Origin of the sequence: Nocardioides sp. J54, from assembly GCF_000519005.1 — a bacterium.
Classification (GTDB): Bacteria; Actinomycetota; Actinomycetes; order Propionibacteriales; family Nocardioidaceae; genus Nocardioides.
On sequence record NZ_JAER01000011.1, the window covers coordinates 1 to 25,046 of the forward strand.

Here is a 25,046-nt window from a genome sequence, read left to right on the forward strand (position 1 = left end):
CCGCGCGAGCATTGGCGCAAGATCTGGTCGACCAATCCGCTCGAGCGGGTCAACAAGGAGATCAAGCGCCGCGCCCGGGTCGTGGGGATCTTCCCCAACGCCGCCGCCGTGATCCGACTCGTCGGCGCGGTGCTCATCGACATGCACGACGAATGGATCGCCGGCGACCGCCGCTACCTGTCCGAAGGCTCCATGGCCAAGCTCTACGAGACCAGCAATACTGATCCCGTCGCCGCCATCAAGAGCAGCGACGAGTAGGCACCGAGGACCACCTCAAAACCCACCACCCCACGGGGCTCTTTCGGGCGGCCCGGACACCGTCGACACCAAGAAGATGGAGAAGCTCTTTCTCGCTCTGGCGTGACGCCGGACGAGCGCAAGGCCCGGCACTTCGCCGGGGCCCTGTGTCACGAGTCTCAGTTCGAGCTGTTGCACAGATCTGATCGAACTCGCTTGCACCCCATCTGCACCCCAACGAGAAGTGGCGGCTGACGCGCGGGGAGTTTCCGCAGGTCAGCCGCCACTTTCGACGACTCTGGAGAACGAGTTCGAGCTGTTCTCCTATATCTAGGTCTAGATGTCGTAGTTCTGACGCCGGGTGGCCCCTGACCTGCTCAAACGCTCGATTTCAGGGCTCGTGGGCCGCGCCGTGGCCGCACGTCACCGAGTCGCGACACGCGCCGGCGACGGCAGATCGATCCCAGTTTGACCCTTTCACGGCTCTGGCCACGGTCATGAAGCCAAACCCCGCGTGCTCAGACATCATCGTCGTCGCCCTCGTCTGGCTCATCGTCCTCCGTGAGGCCTTCGTCTGGTTCTGCGTTGTCTGCGTCGTCTGGGTCGGGCTCCGGCGTCTGGTGCCCGAACACGGCGTCGACGGCGCGCTTGGTGCGCTCGGCACTGTCCTCGACGAGGTGGGTGTAGGTGCGCAGGGTGAAGCCTGGGTCGGCGTGACCGAGGTATTCACTCAGGGCCTTGATCGACTCACCTTCATGGAGCGCTGTGCTGGCGTAGAAATGCCGGAGAGCGTGGCTGCCGTTCTCGCGTGTCATGGGCACCCCCGCTCGCTTCAGCGCCGGCTTCCAGATGAACGTGTTGATGTAGTTCCGGCCCAGCGCCTTCTTCTCGCGGCTGTACAGGAGTAACGAGAAGGTCGTGGGCTTCCCATCCGTCCTGTCCCACGGGAGCGTTACCTCGATAGGTGGGTAGGCGGTCATGTGCGCGTTGATCGCCTCCAGGACCGCGTCGGGCAGCGGAATGTCTCGGACCTTCCGTCCCTTCGGCAGGCCGAACATCTGCTTGTTGCCGACCAGCTTGACCTGGCGCCGAACGTGCACCTCACCACGGTCGATGTCGATGTCCTCGGGGGAGAGTCCGAAGATCTCGCCCTGCCGCATGCCGAGTCCGGCACCGAGCCAGACCATGAGTTGGTAGCGCGGCGGCAACTCGTCGCGGACGGCGAGCACTCGATCCCGGGTCCAGGGCACGACCTTGTGGTGCCCGCGCTTCGGGCGGCGGACGGACCGCGCTCGACACGGGTTCGCGACGATCAGGGCGTCGTCGACCGCCGCCGTGAAGACCGTCGACACGTTCGCGAAGATGATCAGTCGATAGGACGGCGCGAGATCCGTGAGCGTGCGAAGCCAGCCCTGGATCGTCGATGGCTGGATGTCGTTCAGATTCCGTTTCCCGAGCACCGGAAACGCGTGCAGGCGGAACCTGAGCTCGACGGCGACGTGGGTGCCTTCATCGAAGGTTTGGGCCGCGAGCCACTTCCGGGCGTAGGTCTCGAAGAGGATCTTGCCCGCGTCAGGGTCGACGTACTGACCGCGCACGAGATCGGCTGAAATCGTGGCCGCGAAGCGGTCTGCGTCGACCTTGCGTTTGAAGCTCTTGTTGCGCTCCTTGCCGTCCGGACCGCGCCAGCGGACGCGGTAGGACCTCAGGACCTGGCCGTTTTTCCCGCGGCGCTCGCGCCGTTCAACGTGGGCCATGGCGATCCGCCAGATGTTCGTCCAGCCATGCGCGCACAGCGGCCGGCTCGTACCGGAGGTGCCGGCCGACGCGATAGGCCTCAGGGCCGGCGCCCTTGTGTCGCCACTGGTAGAGGGTCGCCACCGGAATGCCGAGGAACTCGGCAACCTCGTCCACCGAGAGCAGACTCTCCATCTTCTGCCTTTGCCGGGGAACGGACGCCTTCGCGCTAGAAACCTGGGACATCGGGCTGCGCTCCCTTCTCGAGCGGACGGTGAATCAGGGCGGCATGGAGATCGATCCGGCTCGCGCCTGGCGAAGCCGCGACGGGCTTTGCCGGCGGCCGCAGGTGCTCACGCGCGGTTCTGATGACCTCGAGGTCGGCCGCACGGGCGACTGGCACGAAGCGCTCGCGAACGGGGTGGACCAGCCGTCCCTCGCCGCTCACCAGCCGCGGGACAGTCACGCGCTGGACGAATGCCCCGCGCTCGACACCGGCTTCGAGGACATCGCTGATGCGCTCGTCGATGCGGCGGAAGAGTGTCTGGAAACCACCGAGCATCCGCGGCTCGATCACGGTGTCGGCTGGCAACGCCTTCATTCGGCTGACCGCGTTCGCTGCCTCTGTCGTGGCGCCGGCCCCATTGCCGAGTCGTCCTCCGACGTTGCGGAGCTCGCGCTGCATCCGCGTGTACGTCGCGGTGCGGGCTCGCCATTGCTCGGCCAGCTCGGGATCGACGCGTTCGGCGTACGGAACTAGTTGCGAGCTGAGGAGGCGCTGGGAGTCGACGATCAGCCGCAGGTTCATGGCGTTCGGGAACGACTTCAGTCGGACCAGGAGGTTGTGCTCGGCCTGGAGCACTCCGAGGATCCCCGGCTTGGCCGGTCCGCGGATCGGCTTGGTCCGCGGGCGCCATCCGGTTTGGTCGACGCTGTAGTCGGGCTGCCCGAGACTGACGTCGAGCGCCGTAGCGAGTGCGGCCCACCCGAGGCGCTCGCAGCCAGGGAGCGACTCCCAGTCAGGTGTGTTCCGATAGCGACGATCAAGCACGACCAGTGCTTGGCTGATCGCCGCGACGTCGCCTGCGATGGTTCGGGCCTGGGCTGCCGTGAGGTGGACCGCCAGGTCGGGCGCGGTGTCGTGCTCCGCGAGTGCCGCGGCCCGGGCCGCCAAGCGCCAGTGTTCGACGACGTCGTTCGAGCTTGGCGTCGCGAGCTCAGTACTGGACGCGGCGGGCGCAGTTGCCTGGTCGCGAGCGAGTTCGAGGGCCCGCGCCAGCTCGCTGATTGCCGCGCCGTGCTCGGTCGTCGCGCGGAACGGGTCCGCCGGCTTCGGCGGGATGTTCGGGAACGTGAGCGGCTGTGCCACACGGATGGCTTGCGCGCACCAGACGATGAGCGCGTGCCTGAAGCGAAGGATCTGCTGCCCGACCTCAGTCCGCTCGGCGGGCGAGTCAGCGGGGAGGCGGTGCATTACCCGGTGCTGGCGCAGGAGCGCAGCCAACTCCGTGCGCATTTGGGCACCGTTCTCGCCATACATCAGCCGATGTCCAGATCGTGTGCGTCGACGAGCATTGCCAGGATGAGCTCGACCGACAGGGGGTCGACGCCGTAGTTCTCGAGCTCCTCAACCGCGTTGCTCGCGACGGCGAGCAGGATGTCGCGGTCGTCCGTGAGGTCCTCGGTGTTGAGCGCCGGGCAGTCGTCGGCGTGGACGCGGTCGAGTTCCAGGAGCACCCGCTCGTAAGCGGACGACGCCTCGAGGGTCAGAGCCTGGTCGGCGAGGGCGGCGACGTACGACCTGGCTTGGGCGAGGGTCTGTGTGTGGTGGAGAAGCATGTTCCCTCCTTCAGGGGTCGGGAATCGACCGTGCGCCGGTGATCGCTCTCAGTCGTCTTGCGGCGCGAATGCTGTGGACGAATGTGGGCGCGACTCGGCCATGGCACGTATCCGGCTCACCCAATGAGTTCCTGATTCGCGATTGCCTCGATCCGGCGACGACGCAGAACGTCTTCGCTGATGAACTCGACGAAGTCCTTGTTGCGGTCGCGGATCTCGATCTCGCCGCCTTCATCAGCGGGGAGATCACCGGGCCAGGTGGTCTGCCTAGTCGGGCGGTCGCGGTCGAGCCGAGTGCCGCAGATCGAGACCCAGTCCCGAAGTCGGCTGCGAGCTTCGGCGAAGTCCCGCATCCAGCTGATCGGAGCCGACGGCGATGCCGACTCGTGGTAGCAGCTGAGCCAGTGGCAGTGCAGCGCCGACAGTTCCCAGACAAGCTCGTCGTGGCGATGCCAGTACGGCGGCACGATGTTCGGCGGGAGACCGAACGTGTTCTTGAGCCACTTGACCCACTGGTCCAGGTCGTGCCACTCGATCTCGGCCTGCTCCGCGTCCAGCAGGTTCCAGTTGATCGGAACCGGCGGTCGCTCCAGGAGATCGGCCACGCTGCGGTAGCCGTCAGGGTCGTTGGGCTCGTCCGGGTACGGACTCATGGCGAGCCCGATCAGAGGCCAACGGCGGGCGGCTGGGGCACGGATGTCAGGGACCGGTCAGCAGCGTGCCGGCCGCGCTGGACGACGTAGTCAGTCTTGTTGACGTTGTGGCCGATCTTGCGGGCGACGAACTCCTCCTTGATGACGCTGCCCTCGCGGCCGTCCACCTCGTACTCGTGGACGTAGCCGCTGGCCACGAAGGAGTCGCCCTTGCGGAAGCGGGCGTAGGTCTCGCGGGCCGTGCTCTCGAAGGCGACCATGTCGTGGAAGGTCGGGTCGAGCTTCGTGAAGCTCCCGTCGACCTCCTTGCGCCACTGCTCGATGCCGACGCGCATGCGGCAGCACTCGGCGCCGGCCTTGGTGAAGTGAAGTTCGGGTGCTGAGGCGATGAAGCCGACCAGGCTCATCTGGGTGGGGATGGACATGCTGCCTCCTGATATCGAGCGGACTCCGGTTTAGCTCCGCGTTCAGTCATCAGGTGCGTTGGCCCTCCCAGCAGATGGCTGTTCCTTGACGGGAGCAGGCGCGTCGCTCGGTTCGGCAATGTGGAGCGCAGAAGGCCCCGCAGAGTGGATCATGTGGTCCATGACCGCTCCGCTCGAACTTCGACTCGCAGGCGGTGATCCATCGGTGGCAGTGATTTTGTGTTCCGCGCTTCCGCGGATTACGCCGACGACTTGACCACAACGCTTCAACGCGCGGGCTTCCATGCAGAGGTTCCGCTCTCGCATGCAGCCCACGGCCAGCAGGCGATTGAGATTCTCGTGAGCCTCGGGAAGGCAGCGGCAGGAATCGATGCCCTCGCGAAGGTTCTCGCTGCTGTTCTGGCAAGGCACGACAAGAAACGCGTTGTGCTTCCTGACGGGACCACCCTGGACGGCTACGGCGCAGCCGGCGTTAGCAAGGTTCTCAATGCGCTTCACGGCAACGGTTCCGGGTCAGCCCCGGATCCGGGTCCGTCAAGCGGGATGTGACCGCCGGGCGTCAGCACCGCCCGATCCTTGACGCATGATCCAAGGTCGGAGGTCCGCAACGAGTGGCGGAGCGCTACGCAAGAGCACGAGCCCGGTACCGAACGGGAGGGTGCGGATCCGCTCGGGCGGCATCACTGGCGCCCGTCGGGTCGACCGCTGTAGAGAGCGGGCGCCGTAGTCGCTGATCGTCACTGTGTCGGAGCGCTCGTCGCGGTCGCCGATGAGTACAGAAAGTTCCTGGAGGTCCTTGGAAGCCGACGCTCCGCCGAGGATGACTTTGACGATCGAGGCGTCCCAGATCGTGCTGGCGGCGTGGTCACCCCATTTGTTGCGCGCCTGTGAGAGCGACTGGAGGACGGGCATCGTCGTGATGCCGGTCCCGCCGCCCTCCGCCATGAGGACTGGAAGGGAGGGGAGCGGGGCGAGGTTGCCGATCTCGTCGAGCGCCAGAAGAAGCGGGGGATCAAGCCGTGCGCCGGTGGAGCCGGCCGCGAGGTGCCGGGCGACTTCGGTGAGGTCCTCAATGAAGGCCGCCACGAGTGGCCAGGAAGCGCCAGCGCCGGCGCCGGTCCCCAGTAAGTACAGCGTCCCGTTCTGCAGAAGGAAGTCGCGCGGATCGAAGGCGTCGTCTGGGTCGGGACTCACGGCGTCGAGCACAGCCGGATCGGCCAGGCACGCGAGGGCTTGGCTCACCGCCATCCAGATCGAGTCTCGGGTGCGCGGGTCGGCGTTGATCATCCCGTCGAGAGCATCCGACCAACCTGGCGCGGCTTGGGGTCGGCTGGCGAGGATGCCGACCGCATCGAGCGCAGCCGAGGGCGACAGCGACCACTCGAAGAGTGCGCGGGTGGGTAGACGCTCGATCGCAGCCGCGTGGAGCAGGGATTGGAGTGCTGATCTCGCCTTCCCCTCCCAGAAGCCACCGGACTCGACTCCGCCGGACGACAGACCGGTCGTCGATGCGAGACCGGCAGCTCGGATCATCGCGGTTAGTGGCTGCTCGCAGCCGCGGATGGGGGACCAGCGGACTCCGGTCCCGTCGACGATAGGGAGTCCTGCAGTGAGGTGCTGCGGGTCGAAGACCGCCACCGGTCCGCGTTTCTTACGGGCCGCAATGGTGGCGACGATGTTGTCGGGGCGGGTGGACGTCGTGACGACGGCACCGGGCGCGTCGAGGATCGCGTTGATGACGAGGTGCAGGCCCTTGCCGGACCGGGGCGGTCCGATGACCAGGATCGAGTCCTCGACCGAGGCCCAGATCTCTCGGCCGCAGCTGCGCCCGAGCAGGTAGCCGACATCCTCCGGCCGCGGCCGGCCGATCGAGGGGCGGAGGGTCTCGCCTCTGCGTACGAGTGCTCGCTTTGACGCCACCAGGTCGATGTCGCGGCGGGTGGCGATGCCCTCGATCTTGTGAGGATCCTGCTTGGTGCGGTGGCGCAGTTGCGCGATGACGGTCCAGACGAGCCACGCAGCGATGGCGACCAGCGTCAGCATGGCTGCGACGACGAGCCAGTACGCCGCGGCCGACAGGCCGGGTGTGCCGAGCGCCGTTCCGGGGTGCCCTGGGTCAGTGAGGACACGAAGCCCGCTGGCCATACCTCCGCGGGGCCCCGGCGCACCGGCCAGGAACGCTGCGACCTCTCCGGCGACTCCGAGGGCGAGCCCAAAGCCGAAGAGGGCGGTGAGACCCATCAGAGCAAGGTTGACGAGCTCGTCATTCGCGCTGCGAGCATTCGGATTCATGCCTGCGCCTCGACTGGCGCGACCGTCAGCGAGGTCAGACCGAGGAGAACCAGCCCTTGGCGTGTTCCGGTCAACAGCGCCGGTGGGAGGTTGATTGCGGCATTGCCGTTGGCATCGGCTTCCTGGCGTGCCACGACGTAGGCGAGGGCGACCTGTTCGCCTGGGCGGAAGCCGGCGCCGGCAAGTGCCGCTGTGGCTGTCTCCGGCTCGGGCTCCATGGCATTCGGAGCCGTGCTCTCCGCGGGAGTCTCGATGTCCGAGTACGTCGTGCCGTCAGCCTCGTGGACTTCGACACGCACAGCAGTGCCGAGCCTCGCAGTGATCTCGTCGAGGACCGATCGGAGGTCGCTGCGAGACAACCTTCGATCGTCGGCGTGTGGCTGCCCGTCGACGCTGACCTCGAGCCGGCCGGCGTTGTCGATGTCGAAGCGGACGGTGGTGAGGACGACTGGGACCTTCATAGCCCGATAACCGATCCGTCGCGACGCGTGCCGGTGATGGCAGGCGCCATCCCAGCTCGGTGGCTGAGTGGCTCTCGATCGAGACCGGGCGGGGTGCCGTCGCCGACCTTCTGGGTGTCGAGCTTGTCGAGCACGCTGAGCGCCGTGTTCCTGACCCGCTCGGCCGTCGACTGGACGACCTCGACCGGCGTCTTGCCGGGGACGCTCGCTGCCCACGTCGAGACGTAAGGGACGGTGTACGACGAGGTGTCGAGCCCGTGCGCTGCGCCGACCATCAGCGCGATCGACTCCGCTTCGACCTCCGCGATCCCACGGTGCAGGGTCGCGTCGGCGGCGAGGTCTGTGGAGATGACGTTCTCCTGAGGAGGGTGGAGAAGGAGATGTCCGAGCTCGTGGGCCAGAGTCTTCACCTGGGCGGCGTCATCCATGTCCGTGCGTACCGAGACCTCGCGGGCGAGGAAGTCGGTCAGCCCATTGGCGCCACCGATCGCCGCCGCGGAGGAGACCAATCGGAGCTCAAACCCGAGAGCCGTGATCTGATCGGCGAGACCGTCCCAGAGACCGGCAGGCGCCTGGCCGTGCAGTAGGGTCGGGCGGGGCAACTCGGGCAGGGGATCGCCGGCCGTCTGCGAGACGTCCCAGACGTGGGTGGGCTTGAGGCCGACGAGCTTCGACCTCACTGACTCCCCAGAACCCGGCTTCTCGCCGCGCGAGAGACGACGCCACGACGCCGGGTCCGACGGGTTCGCGGAGGCGAACCTGGCAGTGACCGGCGCGAGAATCCCGTAGCCGTGCTGGCCCTTCTCGACATGGCGTCCGAGCGTGAGCCACTGGTGGAAACCGGCCACGTACGTCGGCGTCGGTTCGGGCACGCGTCCCTCTTTGAACGCAGAGTAGTGCTGGGCGTAGATCAGCATCGTGTTGTTGAAGCTGCGCGAGCGGAACTCGGCGGCAAACGTCAGCGCTCGCTTCCAGTCATCACCCGTGACGAGCGCGGACACCGACGCTGAGAGTTGTTGCTGTAGGGCCTCGAGCTTCGCCTCGCGACGGTCTCGGGCGCCGGGCTGGCCGGTCATCCCGGTTGCCGAATCGCGTCGGGCGGCGATGCATCGCGGCAGGGCAGCGCGCCGCACCTCAGTATGTGCTTGTCACGCCCGTGTGTGGGCAGCGGACACAGAGCGGATGAGCCATCGCTCTGGCTAACGGTTTCGCAAGACTGTCGACGCATGCTCGCCTCGCTCGAAGTCCATGGCTGACGGGGTTGGGCGTTGCCGGGGACCCCCTGTTGATCCGGCACTTCTAGGTACGCGGGCTGAGCCGGCTTGGAGCATGAGCTGGTCGACCGTACGCGCTGGCAGTGTCCGCGAGTGGCTAATGACCATGTCACTCGACCTCAATCACGGCTGATAGCCGCAGCCGGCGGCAGAGCGGTGTAGCGCTGGCTACGCTGCGCCGTTTCAATGCCTATGAGTTCGTGATCGCCTCCGCGATCCGCCCGCAGGTCGCGGCTGGATTCCATGGTGCGACGTTCCTCGCGTCGCCGGAGCCGATTGATCGCCCGCGTTTCGTGGAGACTCTGGTGTGTCCCGATCCTCCGTCAGCCCCCTGGGCGATTCAATCGCTGACGGGCTGTTGCTGCCGCCTGGGCCCCGGGGGCCCATGGAGACTTGCCCCTACTCCAGGGGAAGCGAGACGTAGCCGCGGATGGGGCCAGAGCGGAGTCGAACGGCCGAGTCGAGGTCGACCTGCCAGTCCGGCTTGCGGGCCAAGAGTGTCTGCAGGGCGATGCGCGCTTCGAGCCGGGCCAGCGCCGCGCCGAGACAGAAGTGGATGCCGCGTCCGAACGCGACCTGCCGTTCTGGCGCGCGGTGGAGGTCGAAGTGATCCGCATTGGGGAAGGCTTGGTCGTCGCGGTTGGCGGATCCGAACAGAAGCAGCACGGTCTGGCCAGCCGTCATGTGTTGTCCGTGCACGTCGACCGGGCGGGTCAGGGTGCGCGAGAGGCCCTGGACGGGGGAGTCGTAGCGGAGCAGTTCCTCCACGGCGCTGGTGACGAGCTCTGGGCGGTTCGCCAGTTCGCGGCGGCTATCGGGATGCTGAGCGAGCACGACCGCGCTGTTGGAGAGAAGGTTCGTGGTGGTCTCGTGTCCGGCCACGAGCAGGAGCAGGCAGAAGCCGAGCAGTTCCTCCTCGCTGAGGCGTTCGCCGTCGGCATCGGCCTGGACCAGGGCGGTCATGAGGTCGTCCTGCGGGTGCGCGCGTCGTTCCTCGAGGAACCCTGAGAAGTACTCGTAGAGCGACGCCGCGGCGTCCAGGCCGGGGCCGAACTCGCCGCGGGTGGGGTTGGATTGGATGAGGGTGGTGGACCAGATACGGAACCGGTCACGGTCTGCGCGTGGCACGCCGAGCATGTCGGCGATCACGACGGCGGGGAGGGGACCGGCGAACCCGGAGACGAAGTCCCACCCGCCGGATTCTGGCGAATCGTTGAGGAGGTCCTCGACGATGGTGTGGATTTGTGGTTCGAGTGCGGCGATTCGCCGGGGGGTGAAGGCCTTGCTGACGATCTTGCGCAACGCGGTGTGCCGCGGTGGATCAGTCATGATGAGCATGGGCAGGAACAACTCGGTCATGTCGACCCCCGGAGGGGTCGGGAAGATCCCGGACGCCGAGGAGTACGTCGCCGGGTCGGCGAGAGCTGCGCAGACGTCGTCGTATCGGCTGAGCACCCAGGTGTTCGCCTGCTCCGACCAGTAGGCGGGGGCTTCGCTGCGAAGCTCCCGGTAGATCGGGTAGGGGTCGGCGATGATGTCGGGATCGAAGGGGCTGTAGGTCAGCTGTTGGTTGCCCATCGGCGCTCTCCAAGTGGTGTTCGTCGCGTGCCTTGCGCGGAGGCGCCCGCTCACGCCGCTGCACTCCTGCCGGAATCTGGTGTGTCTCGCCTGGGCGTCCTGCGAGGGCGCTGCCGGAAGGTGGTGATCCCGTCAGGGCCGAGGACCCCAGAGGTAACTCTCGGTCTCGACAATGTGTTTGTACTCCGAGTACAACACACCCCCACAGTTCAGGTCGAGACCTCTGGCAGAGTCGAGGGGTCGTTCCCGGGCCCTGTCAGAAGTGGGCGGGCCAACAGGTCTGACGTTCGTCGGCGCCCCGTCGCCCTCGGGCAATCACGTTCGCCGCGCGGTTCGTCTCAGAATGAGGCCCAGAGCCGCTGCGGCGGCGATCAGGTCCTGGCTCAGCAGTGCGGCCGGCATTCCCAGGATCCGTTGGGGGATGTGGTGTTGGTCGTAGGGCGACGTGCCGGGTATGAGCAGGGTCAGGTTGAACGGCGCCCAGCGGGCGATCGGCAGCAGAGCCGCCGCGGTGATGAGACGCTCCGAGGAGGGGGCGCCCGACTGGCGGTTGCGCAGCAGCCAGAGCGCCACAAGTCCTTCCGTAGTCGCGCTGACGACCTCCGACGTGCCGTGCCAGCGGGCGTGCGGCCCGTACTCGGGGCCGAAGGTATGGCGGCGGTTCCAGTCTGCGAGCCACGGAAGCGTGGCCGAGGCGAGGACAGAACCAGCGATCAAACGCAGGCCCAATCTGGCTAGTCCGCGGCGGGCCTCAGGGACGCGCGAACCCTCGGTCCCGGAGTGACCTCCTGGTGTCATCGCCATTCCCACTCACCTCATCGTCGAGCCTCGGCCGGCCCTGGCACGGCGCGGACGCCAGTCGGGCAGCCCTGCGACCCATGGTGCCCAGGACCGTCCTCCTCATGCCGTCCGACGTGGCCCCATCTCGACGGCCGGGGTGCGTAATGGGCAATCTTGCCCAATGGGCACATTCCTGTGAGAGTGGCGTCGTGATCGAAGGCCTGAGGGAGAGGAAGCGTGCGGCGACCGCGCGGGCACTTGCCGAGGCCGCCTTCGACCTGGCGAAGGAGCGCGGCCTGGACGGGTTCGTGATCGAGGAGGTCGCGGAGATGGCTGGGTACTCGCGCCGTACCTTCGCGAACCACTATCCCTGCAAGGAGGCGGCGGTGGCATCGGTCGCCTACGCCGGTATCGAGGCAGCCGCCGATGCACTCGAGGAAGTGTCGGAGGGACGGGGGTTGCTGGATGCGGTCGAGGTCGCGCTGCGGCTGCAGCTGACGACCACGGGACTGTCCCGGATGCGGGAGGTCTTGACGTTGGCGCGCGCGAATCCCTCGTTGGAGCCACACGTCTACCACGTCCAACACCGGATGCGGTTGGAGGTCGAGGAGCGAATGGTCGCCGTGGCGGCCGGGCGCTACCCGCCTTCGTACGTCACGCTGCTGGTCGGCGCCGTCTACGGCATGGTCTCCTCCGCGCTCGAGGGGCTCGTCGACGTCCGCCTTCCTGGCGAACTTCCCAGTCGCGGGGCCGTGGAGTTCGACGACTTCCTGACCGAGGTCTTCAAGCACCTCCGTAACGGCTTCTGACCCGCACATCACCCGCTGAGGAGCAGCCCCGATGTCCACATTCTTGTACCACCTCGGACGCGGCTGCTACGGCAGACCCTGGCCCTTCATCGTCGGGTGGCTGTTGGTGCTGGCTGCGGTGGCGGCTGCGTTGGTGGTCAACGGGGTGAAGGTGACCTCGGAGATGAAGATCGACAACACCGAGGCCCAACAGGTCCTGGACCGGGTCACCGAGGAGCTACCGCAGGCTTCGGGTGGCCAGGCGAGTGTCGTGTTCACCGTCCCGGACGGCGAGCGGCTGGAGACACCGGAGCGGATGGCCGCCATCGCCGAGACGGTGCGGGAGGTCTACGAGCTGCAGCAGGTCGTCAACCCGGCCGAACTGAGCCAGGGCCAGGGCCAGGCACAACCTCAGGCAGAGCCGAGGGTCGACCAGCCGCAACGGGAGTCGGAGACGACCGCGCCGCCGTACCGGCCGATGGTCGTCGACGGGACCCCGGTGCCCGGCGTCCTGGTCTCGACCCGGGCACCGGTGGCGCTGCTCCAATTCCAGTTCACGGTGCCGTCCACTTCGCTGACCGACGAGCAGGTCTTTGCGGTGTTGGAGGTGGTCGAGGATGCGGAGCAGGGAACCGGCCTGCAGGTACTGCCGAGTGACTCGCTTAAGGCGATCGAGATCCCGGTCGGCGCGGCCGAGGTGGTCGGTCTCGCGGTCGCGGCCGTGGTGCTCGTCCTCACGCTTGGCTCGCTCGTCGCCGCCGGTCTTCCTTTGATCACCGCCCTGGTCGGAGTCGGGGTGGGTGTGGGGACGGCGTTTGCGCTGTCGACGTCGGTGGAGATGACCACCGCAACCCCGGTGCTGGCGTTGATGATCGGCCTCGCCGTGGGCATCGATTATGCGTTGTTCGTGGTCAACCGGCAGCGGCGACTGATCATCGACCGCGGCCTCGATGCCCGCGAGGCAGCTGGCCGTGCGGTCGGGACCGCGGGCAGCGCGGTGCTCTTCGCCGGCCTCACCGTGATCGTGGCGCTGGTCGCGCTCACCGTCATCGGGATCTCGATGCTCACCACCATGGCCTTGGTCGCCGCGGCCACGGTCCTGCTTGCCGTCCTCATCGCCCTGACCCTGTTGCCGGCCATGCTCGGACTGATCGGAGAGCGGATCGTCTCGGCCAAGACGCGGCAGAAGGGACACAACAAGCGGGAGAGGCAGGGCAGCCACAGCGTGGCCGACCGGTGGGTCAAGGCGGTGCTGCGGTTTCGCTGGCCGGTGATCCTCGGTGTGGTGGCGGTGCTGGGCGTGGGCGCTGCTCCCGCGGCGAGCATGGACCTGGGGTTGCCGACGGGTGCGACCGCGAACACCGACACGGCCGCCCGCCAGAGCTATGAACTGGTGACGCAGGGGTTCGGTGAGGGGTTCAACGGGCCGCTGCTGGTGACCGTGGAGTCCTCGGAGGGTGCTGCCCTCGACGGCCAGACCCTCGCTGCGGTGAGTCAGCAGCTGCAGCAGCGTGACGAGGTGGTGGCCGCGGTGCCTGTGGGCACCAGCAAGGACGGGCAGATGACGGTCCTCAGCATCATCCCAACCTCCGGTCCGGACGACGACGCCACCGCTGACCTCGTCAAGGCGCTGCGTGCACCCAGGTCGGCGGTCGCACAGGAGTACGACGTCGAAGTCGGTGTCACCGGCTTCACCGCGATCGGGATCGACATGTCCGACCGGCTCGCCGAGATCGTGCCGCTCTACCTGGCCATCATCGTCGGACTGTCGCTGATGATTCTGCTGGTGGTCTTCCGGTCACTCGTGGTCCCGATCCAGGCCACGCTCGGATTTCTGCTCAGTATCCTGGCGACCTTCGGGGTGACCACCGCGGTGTTCTCGTGGGGGTGGCTTGGCTGGCTGGTGGGGATCGACACCGGCGGGCCGTTGTTCAGCTTCGTCCCGGTGATCGTCACTGGAATCCTTTACGGGCTGGCGATGGACTACCAGGTCTTCCTGGTCTCCTCGATGCGCGAGTCCCACGTCCACGGCCACCACGGCCAGGCCGGCGTGGTGCACGGTTTCGACCAGGCCAGCCGGGTCGTGGTCGCCGCCGCGGTGATCATGGTCTCGGTGTTCGCCGGATTCATCTCCAGCCACGACGTGATGATCAAGCAGATCGGGTTCGCGCTCGCGATCGGCATCCTCATCGACGCATTCTTGGTGCGCATCACGTTGACCCCGGCGCTGATGGCACTGTTTGGCGACAAGGCATGGTGGCTGCCGCCTTGGCTGGACCGGATCCTGCCCGACCTCGACGTCGAGGGTGACCGACTCCTGCGGATGCTCACCGAAGGCGAGGGCAGCGAGGGGACGCCCGGAATCGACGCCGTGAGCAAGGCAACCGACTGACCATCCAAGGACGCCGCCACGGCGGAGCCCATGCCGGCCCGGCACGACCACAGTCGCCGCACAGGGTGGGTGTGGCGGCGCGGACTCAGGCTCGGGGAGATTCACCTCGGTAGGGGCGCCACCGGTGGGTCCGGGGTGCCTTCGACGCCTTCTCCGCGTGCGCTCCGTTCGAAGGACACTGGTCCTGCAAGAACTGCTCAACCTCACGCAGGCCGCGAGCGACGTCATCCTCGAGCCGGTGTGCCCGCCGCTCCTCGCGCCGCTGAAGCCGATCCCGATCCCACTCCTGCCAGGCGCGGTAGCCGCCGTATCCCATCCACCAGCAGCTCCCGAAGGCGATCAATCCGCCGTAGAGCCACCACATGGCGTTTAGCACCGCGTCGGAGAGCAGATCAGCCATCTGGTGCCAGGCGTGTCGGTCATGCATGGGTTACCCCGCCTCACGTGGACGGGACGAGAGGACCGTCCAATCAGCAGGCTACATGCGATCGCGCATGTATGTAAGTCTTCGCGGGCAGCTTTTGGGTGGGCTTGCCGGAGCGGCCTTGAGGAGGAAGCGCGCCGGCGTTCCAGCCGGGGGCGCGCGAGCGGCCGGAGGTTGGGCCGCATCTGTCTCGCCTGAGGGCGTCGTGACTGGGGAGCCCGGTGTATCTCGCGCCGTGGGGGCACCGAACCTCCGCGGATGGTCAGCGGACACGCAACAGGCGCCCGTTGGTTGGCGCGAAGCGGTCTGGCCGCCGTGGAGAGTCAGCCGGTGGGGGATCCCGATGGAGTGCCTTGCGCGAAGTGCTCGGCGCCCACTTTGACGAACACGGCCGTCGAAGTGATGACGGTGGGACCGTCTGGTGCGGCTGCGCTGGCGGCGACGAACAACTTGCGTCCGTCGCGTCGGATGACGTCGGCTTGGAGTCGGTAGGTCGTTCCGATCAGCACCGGCGCCAGGTAGTCGATGGAGAGCTGGCGGGTGACAGCGGGCCCGCCCTCCAGGAAGAGAAGGAACCCGTAGAGGTCATCGACGACCGTGGCCACGGCGCCGCCATGGACGATCCCAGGGGCGCCTACGTGGCGGTTGTCGAAGGTGTGCCAGGCGTGCACGCCATCGCCGTGGCGGACGGATCGAAGGTGGTGCCCGTGTGGGTTGTGCGGTCCGCACCCCAGGCACTCGTCGTGGTGGGGCGGCAGGTCGGCGCCGTCGGGGTAGCTGACGAACTTCTCCGCCCACGCGGAGAGCAGCGTGTGCAGGTCAGCCACGAGGCCGTCCTTGGAGGCGTCGCGCCCAGGCGTCCAGGGCCTCGGCTTGACGCTGACCTGAATGCGGACTCAGCAGGCCGCTGACCCCTCGACCGAGGAGGAGGTCGAGGGTGAGCCGGATCTCCACAGGGTCCTCGGTGACGTAGGTTCGGCAGATCTCGGCGAGTTCGGCGTTGACGCGTTCTTCGGCGGGAACCAGCTCGGCCCGTAGGGCCTGATGAGCGCGAGCTGCGACCCACAACTCGAGGCTCGCGGCGTACAGGGGGCCGGAGAGCGCCTCGGCGAGCAACCGGAGCGCCGTCTCCCTCTTCCCTGCTCCGGCGCCAGCGGGTCCGAGGAGGACCATCTGCTCTCGGGCCCGGCGTAGGCGTTCCTGCGCCAAGTGCTCGACGGCCGAGACGACCAACCGGTCCCGTGTACCGAAGTGATGCAGCTGGGCGCCGCGCGAGAGACCTGCCCGCGCCGCTACCGCGGCACTGGTCGTGCCCGCGTAGCCGAGTTCGGCCAGGCAGGCCACCGTGGCGTCCAGGAGCGCCAGCCGCGTCGCGGCCGAGCGCTCTTCTTGGGTTCTGACTTGGACCGGCACGGGGAGAGACTACATGCATGCATGAACGCACGTTGCTTCGAAGGGCGGGGCAGCGGGCCGCTGAAGGTTGCGCACCACAGTCGCGATCCGCCGCTGTGCGCTGCCCCCGGGCTCCGGAACGTGGAAGACCACGGCGATCTCGCCGGCCATCGACAACTGCGACGCCCGTAGAGCGCTGGGAAGATGAAAGAAGATCTGCGCCGCCATCGAGGCGTCGCTGGTGAGGAGGTCGAGCGCGCCCACGACCACGACGCCGGCGATCGGCGCGAGGCCCAAAGAGGCGGTGGCGCTCGTCGAACCGGTGGGCCACGACGGCGATGACCGGGACGGTCAGAACCACAAGCCTGCGATCACGATGTCTATGCTGCCGAGTCCCTGCTCGTCCAAGGGGCGGCGAACGCGGTCGTGGTCCCTGCGACCCCGGTCAGCGTCGCGATAGACCGTGTCGCGGTCGGTGGCGCTCCGGGGAAGCAGCCAACTCAGACGGCATGTCGTACCCCAACTGCGCCACGACGTCGAGCGTCGGCGCTAGTCCGAGCCACTTCCGATCCGCACAGCAAGCCAAGGCCGGCACTCGATCCCCTTGCGCGGCACAATCGGATGGCTCAGCGGATGGAGATGTGCGGGCGCGGTTCAGGAGGCCGTCTTTGCCCGCGATGCCGCGGGTTGCTCAGAGTGCCGCGGGTTGCGGGCGGGCCACCAGTTGTGGTTCTCGAGTAGCGCTGCACAGGCGGGGACGATGAGGCTGCGGACCACGAAGGTGTCAAGCAGCAGCCCGGCTGCGACGGCGAACCCGGTTTGGGCGAGGGTGATCACCGGTGAGCTCAGGAGTGCGATGAAGGTGCTGGCGAAGATGATGCCGGCGGAGGTGATCACCGGGCCGGTGAGGGTGACGGCTTCGGCGACTGCCGCGCGGGTCAGGGTGGTGCCGTTCTCGCGCATGCGACTCATGAGCAGGATGTTGTAGTCGGCGCCAACGGCGACCAGCAGCACGAAAGTGATGACCGGGACGGGGAACTGGATGTCGTGGCCGAGGATGTCTTGGAAGACCAGGGTGGTCAGACCGAGGGCCGCAGCGCAGGAGAGCGCGACTGAGGCGAGCAGGTACAGGGGGGCGGCGAGGGAGCGCAGGGTGATGATGAGGAGCAGCAGGACGACCAGGAGGACCGCAGCGAGCACGAGCTTGGCGTCGTCGTACAGGTAGCGGTTCAGGTCGGCGCCGAGCCCTGCAGCTCCGGTGCCGCTGATGGTCGCGTCGTCGAGACGTGTCTGGTTGAGCGCGGATTCGGCGGTCGCCTGGGCTTCGTCGAAGCGGCGCAGCCCGTCGGGGCTCAGGGGGTCGGTGTCGCCGGTGACCTGGATGCGTGCGACGCGGCCGTCGGGGCTGAGAAAGACGTCGCGGGCGTAAGCGAAACGCTGGTCGCGCAGGGCGCTGGCGGGTAGATAGAAGCCGCCTGCCTCTGGGGTGTTGGCCTGACGGTTGACTGTTCGCAGGTAGGACTCAGAGCGTTCCAGGTTCTCGGCGAGCACGCTGGTCTGACTGATGAGCTCCTCGATTCCCGGAGCGAAGGCCTCGGCGTTTCCGGCGATCTGGTTGGTGCCGTCCGCCATTTGCCCCAGCCGGGTGCGCAGGATGCGTTGGCCCTTGGTGATCTGTTTGGAACCCTTCTTGGCCTGGTTCAGCCCGGCGGCGAGGCTGTCGAGTCCACCCGCGAGCCGCCCTTGACCGCGGGCGATCCGTGCCGCGCCGTTGGCTGCCTTCTGCAGTCCGGGCAGGAGTTCGTTCTTCAGGCCGCGGTGGATCTGGGCGAGGCCCTCCCTGGATCGGCGACAGATTGGGTCGGCGGTGCAGAGCAGGTCGCGGTTGAGTGCCTGGACGATCAGGTCGATGCCGTCTACTGCGATGCTGACTTGGTCGTGCGCGGTCTGGAGGCCTGTCGCCAAGGTGGCGGCACCGGTCTGGAGGCGGCGGGCGCCCTGCGCGGCTCCCCGGGTGTTCTTCGCAGCCCGGCCGAGGCCGTCGGTGAGGTCGTTGGTGCCGCTTACCAGCTGGCCAACGCCGTCGTGGGCCTGGTCGGCGCCGTTGGCCACCTGGTCGATCGCGTCCGCGAGCTGAGTGCTGCCTGAGGAGAGCCGTTCCAGCCCGGGTTGGCCCTCCTCCAGGCCGTCGCTGGCACGCCCGAGGCCGTTGGCGAGTCGCTTGAGCTGCCGGGCGATCGATGCCGGCTTCAGAGGCGTGCCGGCCGGCTGGGTGATGCTGCGGACACCAGTCACGCCGTCGACCTTGGCCACGGCACGGCTGACTTCGTTGAGGACGGCGAGGTCCTTGGGATTGCGCATGTCGCGAGGGGATTCGACCAGCAGATAGTCAGGCAGGGTCTCGTTGCGGGGGAAGTGCTCCTCCAGCACTGTCAGGCCCTGGTTGCTCGGGGTCTCTTCGGGCTGGGAGTTCCGTTGGTCGTAGGAGATCACCATCGTCGGCAAGAACGCGGCCAGCGCCACCAACACGGCGGTACCGACCAAGAGCACGCGAGCGGGTCGACGCGCCACGAGCTGGCCCACACGCGACCACGCCGAGGTCGGTGTGGGCGTACGCGCCGGACCGATTCTCGGGCCGAACCAGACCATCAGCGCCGGGGTAAAGGTCAGGCTCACCGCCACGGTGACCGCGACGCAGATCGCCATCGGCGGTCCGGTCGTGGAGAAGATGGCCAGCTTGGTGAACCCCAGGCAGATCGCGGCCAGGATGACCGTGCCCGCGGAGGCCACCAGGGCTGGTCCCACCCTGGTCGCGGATTCCTCGACCGCCGCGAGCGGGTCGATCCCGCGCCCGAACGCCTCACGGAATCTGCTGATCAGGAACACGCAGTAGTCGGTGCCGGCGCCGAGCACGATGGCGGTTACGAACGCATCGGTATAGGTCGACAGCGCCATTCCTTGCTCACCGGCCCACGCCAGCACCCCTCGGGCGCAGGCCAGTGCGACACCGATCGTCACCAAGGTGAGCAGCACCGTGGTGATCCGGCGGTAGATAATCAACAAGATGATGACCAGGAGGAGGCCTGAGACGACGGTGATCCTCACCGAGGCGGCGTTCACCTCCGTGGTCAGGTCCGTGATCATCGCCGGGTCGCCGGTCACATGCGTCGTGGTTCCCGATGGCGCCGACAGCTCGTCAACCTGTTCACGCAGCCAGTGCACGTCCTGCTCGGAGTCCGGCGACCCGATCCCACTGGTCAGCCCCACCACCAGGTAGGCGGCCTGACCGTCCTCGCTGACCAGCTGCTGCCGGGCCTCCTTGTTGCCGACGAAGTGCTGCACATCGGAGACCCGCTCCTCATTCGCCTGCAGGGTCCGCACTAGATTGCGGTAGGCGCGCGTGTCCGCTGCGCTCAAGCCCTTCTCGTTGCGGAACACGACGTAGGCGAACGACTCGGTGCGTCCCGACCCGAACGCCTCATCCATCCGATGCAACGCAGCCAACGTCGGAGCATCCTCGGGCAGGAACGCGGCGCTGTTTCGCTCAACCACCGATGGCAGAGACGGCAGCCCGAAGGTCACCGCCGCAGCGGCGATCAGCCAGCCCACAACCACCACACGCGGGAAGCGGATTCCCACCGCGCACAAGTGGGCCAGACGGCCCGGCGCCCCAACACCCACGGATACCCCCACGGTGTCTGCATCTTTGGTTTGTACTCAAAGTACAACATAGACTGGCGCCACAGTCGATACACATCGAACGAACGCAGAGACGTTCGCCCGAAAGGTCAAGGCACAGATGCGGCAACTGCCAGCAACGATCGCGAGCAAGCTCTACGGCGCAGCAGAGCTGATCGCCGAGCGCGGCATCACCGAGGCCAAGATGGACGACATCGCCGCCGCCTCCGGCATCCCCCGCGCAACGCTCTACTACTACTTCACAGGCAAGGACGAGATCCTGGCCTTCCTACTCACCGACATGCTCGAAGCCATCGCCGGGGAGGTTGCGGCCGCCGTCGGCACCCCCGGAACCGCCCGCGAGCGTCTCGAAGCCGCGGTCCACGCGCAGATCGCCGTCATGCTCGACCAGCCGGCCGCATGCCGAGCGCTCGTGGGTGACCTTGGTCGTGCCACCAGACTCCCGGAGCTGGCCCACGCCCTCCAGGAGGCTTTCCAGCGACCCATCGAACAACTTCTCGACGAAGGCGCCGCCGATGGATCGCTACAGGTCCAGCCCCACCCCGAAGACGCCTCGCTCGCGATCTTCGGCGCCATCACCGTCGCCGGTCTCTACCACGCCGTCGAAGACACCCGCCCGTCCGCAGAACAAATCGCGAAACGGGTCCTCGCTGTACTGATGCAGGGCCTTGCTGGCTAGCGTCTCCGACCGCTGTACTCCGCCGACACCGCTGGAGGTCTCGCTATCGGTGGAGCTCGTCGGAATCTGGAATCAGCAGTTGGGGGCGGCAGTAGCCAGTACCTGGCAGGCGACGGAGGGCACGCATCGTGAGATCGGGCGCCGACCTTGGCCGAGCACGGCGAGTCGGGACAGATCTGATCGATGCCGGCACGTAGGTCGGGCCGGGCGCTGTGCCGGCTACGCGAGCCGCACACCAATCGGATCGATCACCAGCTCCGGCACGATTCTCGAAACTGCCGTGGAGACCGGCCCGTCCACCGCTTGAAGGCGTGCGAGAAGTTGGTGAGGTCGCTGTAACCGAGGTCAACGGCGATCTCGCTGACCGACATGGATCGGTCGAGTAGCCGTAGCGTGGCGCGCTCAAGCAACGACGACTCGAGCAACTCGCGGAACGTGGTGCCCTCCTCGTGGAGGCGCCGTTTGAGGGTGCTGGCGGACACTGACAGCTCCTCGGCGACCGTCCGGCACGTCTTGAGCGCTGCAGCTTCGTCCAACGACGCTCGTACCTTGGCCGAGTACGACGTGGGTCCGACCCTGTGCTCGAGAGCTTCCCGGAGGTCGGCAATGGCGAGCCGATAGGCAACGGGATCGGAGAATCGACAGACCTCATTCAGAGCCTCGGTGGGCACGTGGAGGAACGTCATCGGGGCGTTGAAAACCATGTTCCCGGGCCGCGCTTCGTCCTGATCCACGTCGGTCGGTGCTGGCCAACTCGTGTGCAGTCTGACGGTTGATTCGTCGCCGACGAGCATCTGGACCAATCGCCGCAGTGCGGCGCCGCAGTAGGTGACGATCAGGCAGTCCAGGTCCGAATCACCTATGTGGCCTGTGAGCCCAACCGTGAGTCCCTCTTCGTTCGGATGGAACCGTGTCGTGACGGCCGTCGTGATCAAGGGAAGATACGTGAGCAGTTCCATGATCTCGGCTACGGACCCTGCGCTGATGAGCGGAACGCTCAAGGGGCCGAAAGAGGTCAACTGAGCGTGTTCTGCGAACGCGTGGCCGAGCTTGGTTGCTTGTTCGGCGTCAAGCTCGGGGTAGACCTCCCGGAACCACCGCACCGGGACCTGGCCCTCAAGCTGCAGCAGCGTCGGATCGGCGGCACTCTCGCGAGTCATGATGGCGCGGAACTGTGCGACCGCGTGCGCGTCGAGCGCTTGGCTCTCGAGCAACTGCGCGAATGCGGTGTAGGGGACACCCGGTTCGGTGAAGCTCATCGAAGCCTTTCTCTGACCCGAACTCACAACTATCTGGATCCGGTGAACATAGCCAGGCCCGGCGCCCGCGGCAAGAGTTTGAGCAAGGCATTGCGGCCCCCGACATGCACCAGGAGTTGTTATGGCAGTGGTTACTTTCGTGTCGCACGACGGCGAGACACACGCGGCGTCCCTGGAGGAAGGGCAGTCGTTGATGCAGGTCGCGACGAACAACGCGGTGCCCGGCATCGACGGCGACTGCGGGGGCGAGGCTGCGTGCGGGACCTGTCACGTCATCGTTGACCCTCCGTGGTCGGACCGCGTGGGGCCATCCGGTGCCGACGAGGAGCAGATGCTCGCCATGAACCCCGAGCGTGAACCGACCTCTCGGTTGTCCTGCCAGATGGTGGTCTCCGAGGCCTGGAACGGACTGACTGTCCGGCTGCCCGAATTCCAGATGTGATCAACGAGAGGAGCGTCGAAATCATGAGGATTCCTGAGGCGATCACTGCCAAAGTTCAGTCAGCCATCCCGATGGAGCGGCAGATCCAGGGTGCGCATCTCTACGACAAGACGAGGAGGTGGGTGACGGGCACCAACGGTGAGCGAATGTTCGTCGAGCGTCCCATCCCGCCAGTCGAAGAAGTCGAGCTCGCGGACATCGACCTCAGCAATCCGTTCCTGTACCGACAGGGCCGTTGGCAGTCCTACTTCCAGCGGCTGCGGAACGAGGCTCCCGTCCACTATCAGTCGAACAGCCCGTTCGGGCCATTCTGGTCGGTCACCCGGCACGCCGACATCATCGCCGTCGACAAGAACCATGAGGTCTTCTCAGCCGAACCCTTGATCGTGATCGGCGTGCCACCCCGCTTCCTCGATATCGAGATGTTCATCGCAATGGACCCGCCGCGGCACGACCTGCAGCGGCAGGCGGTCCAGGGCGTTGTCGCGCCGAAGAACCTCCGCGAGATGGAGAGTCTCATCCGACAGCGCGTCCGCGAGGTCTTGGACGGCCTTCCGGTCGGCGAACCCTTCAACTGGGTGCAACACGTGTCGATCGAGCTGACGGGCCGCATGCTGGCCACTTTGCTCGACTTTCCGTACGAGCAACGACACAAGCTGACCTACTGGTCAGATCTTGCGTCGTCGATGGAGCAGGCGAACGGCGGTCCCTCTGACAACGACGAGGTCTTCCACGGAATGCGCGACATGGCGCGAGGTCTCAGCGCGCTCTGGCATGACAAGGCCGCCCGAACTGCCGCAGGGGAGGAACCGGGCTTCGATCTGATCACCATGTTGCAGAGCAACGAGAACACCAAGGACCTGATCGATCGCCCCATGGAGTTCCTCGGAAACCTGGTGCTGCTGATCGTCGGGGGCAACGACACGACCCGCAACTCGATGAGTGGCGGCGTTCTTGCGCTCAACCAGTTCCCCGATCAATTTGAGAAGCTGAAGGCCAACCCCGACCTGATCCCCAACATGGTGTCGGAGATCATCCGCTGGCAGACTCCGCTCGCCTACATGCGCCGGATCGCCAAGGCGGACACAGTCCTGAACGGCCAGTTCATCCGCAAGGGCGACAAGGTCGTGATGTGGTACGCCTCCGGCAACCGCGACGAGACCGTGTTCGAGCGTCCGGATGAGCTGATCATCGATCGGCCCAACGCGCGCAACCACATCGCCTTTGGCTTCGGCGTCCACCGCTGTATGGGCAATCGGCTGGCCGAGCTCCAGCTGAGGGTCCTGTGGGAGGAACTGCTCCCGCGCTTCGAGAAGATCGAGGTCGTGGGGGAGCCGGAGTACGTACAGTCCAACTTCGTACGGGGCATCAGCAAGCTGATGGTCCGGCTCACCGCGAAGCCCACCGCATGAGCGTGCAGCGAGCGGTGATCGTCGGGGCAAGCCATGCCGGTGCCCAAGTCGCCGCCAGTCTGCGCCAGGAAGGCTGGGCCGGCGAGGTTGTCCTGGTCGGTGACGAGTCGGCACTTCCCTATCAACGCCCTCCCTTGTCGAAGGACTACCTGGCAGGGAAGAGCACACTCGCGGAACTGGCGATCCGCAGCGCAGAGTTCTACGCGCGCCAAGAGATCCGCCTTCTCGGTGCGACCGTGGAGCGGATCGACCGCTCTGCTGGTCGAGTATCGCTGAGCACCGGCGAGTCGCTGGGCTACGACAAGCTGGCTTTGTGCACCGGCGCGCGTCCGCGACGGCTCCGGGTTCCGGGAGCCCACCTTGCCGGAGTCCACTACCTTCGCACCGCCGCGGACGTGGATTTGATCAGAGCGACAGCCAAACCGGGCAGCAGGGCGGTGGTCGTCGGTGGCGGCTATGTCGGGCTGGAGACGGCCGCCTCACTCCGCGCGCTGGGTCTCGACGTCACCGTCCTCGAGGCGACCGAGCGAGTCCTCGAACGCGTGACGGCCCCCGAGGTCTCGGCATTTTTCGATCGAATCCACCGTGAGGAGGGGGTGTGCATTCAGACGAGCGCCCTGGTCGAGGCCCTCGCGGGTGATGCTCGGGTCCGCGAAGTGGTCCTGTCCAGCGGTGAATCAGTCCCGGCAGACCTCGTCATTGTTGGTATCGGTATCGAGCCGAACACTGAACTCGCCGCATCCGCTGGCCTGGTGATCGACAACGGTGTCGTGATTGACGACCGGGCCCGGACCAGCGATCCGGACATCGTCGCGGCCGGCGACTGCACGAGTCGAGACATCGCCCGCTACGGCAGTCGGGTCCGCCTGGAGTGCGTGCCCAGTGCGGGGGAGCAGGCGAAGGCGGCGGCCGCGACAATCTCTGGAAAGTGCAGGGAGATTACGGCGCTTCCGTGGTTCTGGTCAGATCAGTACGACGTCAAGCTCCAGATCGCTGGACTCAACACCGGGTACGACGAAGTCGTCCTCAGCGGTGATCCGAACCGGGACCGCGACTTCACCTGCTTCTACCTCCGCCAAGGCGAGCTGATCGCCGCGGACTGTGTCAACCGCCCCCGCGACTTCGTCTTCAGCAAGCGGCTTCTAACGCAAGCAACTCAGGGCGTTGGGCGGGCAGAGTTGCCCCTGGTGACCGTGAGTGACCTCGGTGCGTGATGGCCCTCGAGTCGAATCACCGTCGTGGCCTGAGTCGGGCCGCGGTTGTCCGGAGAACCGGCCCATCAG

The 25,046-nt window shown here is 66.8% G+C and carries 23 protein-coding genes; 8 read left to right on the plus strand and 15 right to left on the minus strand.

Going from position 1 to position 25,046, the window contains the following annotated elements:
• On the plus strand, positions 1-258 hold a 258-nt coding region (locus NOCJ54_RS24890; protein ID WP_036517443.1), incomplete at its 5' end, for an IS256 family transposase.
• A gap of 497 nt (positions 259-755) precedes the next feature.
• On the opposite strand, the gene NOCJ54_RS24895 is transcribed toward NOCJ54_RS24890, so the two are convergent.
• The 6 genes from NOCJ54_RS24895 to NOCJ54_RS0109735 form a co-directional block, all read right to left on the minus strand.
• Entirely contained in the window at positions 756-1,994 is a 1,239-nt protein-coding gene (locus NOCJ54_RS24895; protein ID WP_084255024.1) for a tyrosine-type recombinase/integrase, read from the minus strand.
• Positions 1,981-2,169 (minus strand): helix-turn-helix transcriptional regulator, encoded by a 189-nt coding sequence (locus NOCJ54_RS0109715; protein ID WP_028655352.1) that lies wholly within the window; start codon positions 2,167-2,169, stop codon positions 1,981-1,983. Before NOCJ54_RS0109715 ends, NOCJ54_RS24895 begins: the two co-directional genes overlap by 14 nt.
• Before the next feature lie 34 nt (positions 2,170-2,203).
• Positions 2,204-3,490: a hypothetical protein gene (locus NOCJ54_RS0109720; protein ID WP_198020177.1), complete on the minus strand. Its 1,287-nt coding sequence runs from the start codon at positions 3,488-3,490 to the stop codon at positions 2,204-2,206.
• A 23-nt stretch (positions 3,491-3,513) separates the two neighbouring features.
• Complete coding sequence (locus NOCJ54_RS0109725; RefSeq protein WP_028655354.1) at positions 3,514-3,813, minus strand: hypothetical protein; 300 nt, start codon at positions 3,811-3,813, stop codon at positions 3,514-3,516.
• Between the two features lie 116 nt (positions 3,814-3,929).
• Entirely contained in the window at positions 3,930-4,466 is a 537-nt protein-coding gene (locus NOCJ54_RS0109730; protein ID WP_028655355.1) for a hypothetical protein, read from the minus strand.
• Positions 4,467-4,477: 11 nt separating this feature from the next.
• Complete coding sequence (locus tag NOCJ54_RS0109735) at positions 4,478-4,891, minus strand: single-stranded DNA-binding protein (protein ID WP_028655356.1); 414 nt, start codon at positions 4,889-4,891, stop codon at positions 4,478-4,480.
• A gap of 252 nt (positions 4,892-5,143) precedes the next feature.
• Here NOCJ54_RS0109735 and NOCJ54_RS29425 point away from each other — a divergent pair, with 252 nt between their 5' ends.
• The gene (locus NOCJ54_RS29425; RefSeq protein ID WP_145726338.1) at positions 5,144-5,440 is read left to right on the plus strand and encodes a hypothetical protein; all 297 of its coding nucleotides are present in this window, start codon (positions 5,144-5,146) and stop codon (positions 5,438-5,440) included.
• On the opposite strand, the gene NOCJ54_RS24900 is transcribed toward NOCJ54_RS29425, so the two are convergent.
• From NOCJ54_RS24900 to NOCJ54_RS0109760, 5 genes are all read right to left on the minus strand, one after another.
• Positions 5,426-7,183, minus strand: coding sequence for a TraM recognition domain-containing protein (locus NOCJ54_RS24900; protein ID WP_051485669.1), 1,758 nt, complete (start codon positions 7,181-7,183; stop codon positions 5,426-5,428). The genes NOCJ54_RS29425 and NOCJ54_RS24900 overlap by 15 nt on opposite strands.
• Positions 7,180-7,644 (minus strand): hypothetical protein, encoded by a 465-nt coding sequence (locus tag NOCJ54_RS0109745; RefSeq protein ID WP_028655357.1) that lies wholly within the window; start codon positions 7,642-7,644, stop codon positions 7,180-7,182. Before NOCJ54_RS0109745 ends, NOCJ54_RS24900 begins: the two co-directional genes overlap by 4 nt.
• Positions 7,641-8,720, minus strand: coding sequence for an ArdC-like ssDNA-binding domain-containing protein (locus NOCJ54_RS0109750; protein ID WP_028655358.1), 1,080 nt, complete (start codon positions 8,718-8,720; stop codon positions 7,641-7,643). The genes NOCJ54_RS0109745 and NOCJ54_RS0109750 overlap by 4 nt, the downstream gene beginning before the upstream one ends.
• A 597-nt stretch (positions 8,721-9,317) precedes the next feature.
• Positions 9,318-10,496, minus strand: a complete 1,179-nt coding sequence (locus NOCJ54_RS0109755; protein WP_028655359.1) for a cytochrome P450 — start codon at positions 10,494-10,496, stop codon at positions 9,318-9,320.
• Between the two features lie 315 nt (positions 10,497-10,811).
• Positions 10,812-11,069 (minus strand): hypothetical protein, encoded by a 258-nt coding sequence (locus NOCJ54_RS0109760; RefSeq protein WP_028655360.1) that lies wholly within the window; start codon positions 11,067-11,069, stop codon positions 10,812-10,814.
• Positions 11,070-11,485: 416 nt separating this feature from the next.
• Between NOCJ54_RS0109760 and NOCJ54_RS0109765 the strand changes: the two genes are divergently transcribed.
• Together NOCJ54_RS0109765 and NOCJ54_RS24905 are read left to right on the plus strand one after the other, a co-directional pair.
• Complete coding sequence (locus NOCJ54_RS0109765) at positions 11,486-12,085, plus strand: TetR/AcrR family transcriptional regulator (protein WP_036517445.1); 600 nt, start codon at positions 11,486-11,488, stop codon at positions 12,083-12,085.
• 31 nt (positions 12,086-12,116) lie between these two features.
• A complete protein-coding gene (locus NOCJ54_RS24905) occupies positions 12,117-14,456 on the plus strand; it encodes an MMPL family transporter (protein ID WP_051485670.1) in 2,340 nt (779 codons plus the stop codon).
• 747 nt (positions 14,457-15,203) lie between these two features.
• Here NOCJ54_RS24905 and NOCJ54_RS0109780 read toward each other — a convergent pair.
• The 3 genes from NOCJ54_RS0109780 to NOCJ54_RS24910 form a co-directional block, all read right to left on the minus strand.
• Entirely contained in the window at positions 15,204-15,707 is a 504-nt protein-coding gene (locus tag NOCJ54_RS0109780; RefSeq protein ID WP_036517446.1) for a PaaI family thioesterase, read from the minus strand.
• Entirely contained in the window at positions 15,700-16,293 is a 594-nt protein-coding gene (locus NOCJ54_RS0109785; protein ID WP_028655364.1) for a TetR/AcrR family transcriptional regulator, read from the minus strand. The genes NOCJ54_RS0109780 and NOCJ54_RS0109785 overlap by 8 nt, the downstream gene beginning before the upstream one ends.
• A 633-nt stretch (positions 16,294-16,926) precedes the next feature.
• Positions 16,927-19,911 carry an efflux RND transporter permease subunit gene (locus NOCJ54_RS24910; RefSeq protein WP_232221736.1) on the minus strand — a complete coding sequence of 995 codons (2,985 nt, stop codon included), beginning with the start codon at positions 19,909-19,911 and terminating at the stop codon, positions 16,927-16,929.
• A gap of 160 nt (positions 19,912-20,071) precedes the next feature.
• On the opposite strand from NOCJ54_RS24910, the gene NOCJ54_RS0109800 reads away from it, so the two are divergent.
• Complete coding sequence (locus NOCJ54_RS0109800) at positions 20,072-20,650, plus strand: TetR/AcrR family transcriptional regulator (RefSeq protein ID WP_028655366.1); 579 nt, start codon at positions 20,072-20,074, stop codon at positions 20,648-20,650.
• A 248-nt stretch (positions 20,651-20,898) separates the two neighbouring features.
• Here NOCJ54_RS0109800 and NOCJ54_RS0109805 read toward each other — a convergent pair whose 3' ends face one another.
• Positions 20,899-21,909, minus strand: a complete 1,011-nt coding sequence (locus tag NOCJ54_RS0109805; protein WP_028655367.1) for a helix-turn-helix domain-containing protein — start codon at positions 21,907-21,909, stop codon at positions 20,899-20,901.
• 121 nt (positions 21,910-22,030) lie between these two features.
• Here NOCJ54_RS0109805 and NOCJ54_RS0109810 point away from each other — a divergent pair, with 121 nt between their 5' ends.
• Genes NOCJ54_RS0109810 through NOCJ54_RS0109820 form a run of 3 tightly spaced genes read left to right on the plus strand, consistent with a single transcriptional unit; the run spans position 22,031 to position 24,977 of the window.
• Positions 22,031-22,351, plus strand: a complete 321-nt coding sequence (locus tag NOCJ54_RS0109810; protein WP_028655368.1) for a 2Fe-2S iron-sulfur cluster-binding protein — start codon at positions 22,031-22,033, stop codon at positions 22,349-22,351.
• 23 nt (positions 22,352-22,374) lie between these two features.
• Positions 22,375-23,763, plus strand: coding sequence for a cytochrome P450 (locus NOCJ54_RS0109815; RefSeq protein ID WP_028655369.1), 1,389 nt, complete (start codon positions 22,375-22,377; stop codon positions 23,761-23,763).
• Entirely contained in the window at positions 23,760-24,977 is a 1,218-nt protein-coding gene (locus NOCJ54_RS0109820) for an NAD(P)/FAD-dependent oxidoreductase (RefSeq protein WP_028655370.1), read from the plus strand. Before NOCJ54_RS0109815 ends, NOCJ54_RS0109820 begins: the two co-directional genes overlap by 4 nt.
• Positions 24,978-25,046: the final 69 nt, after the last annotated feature.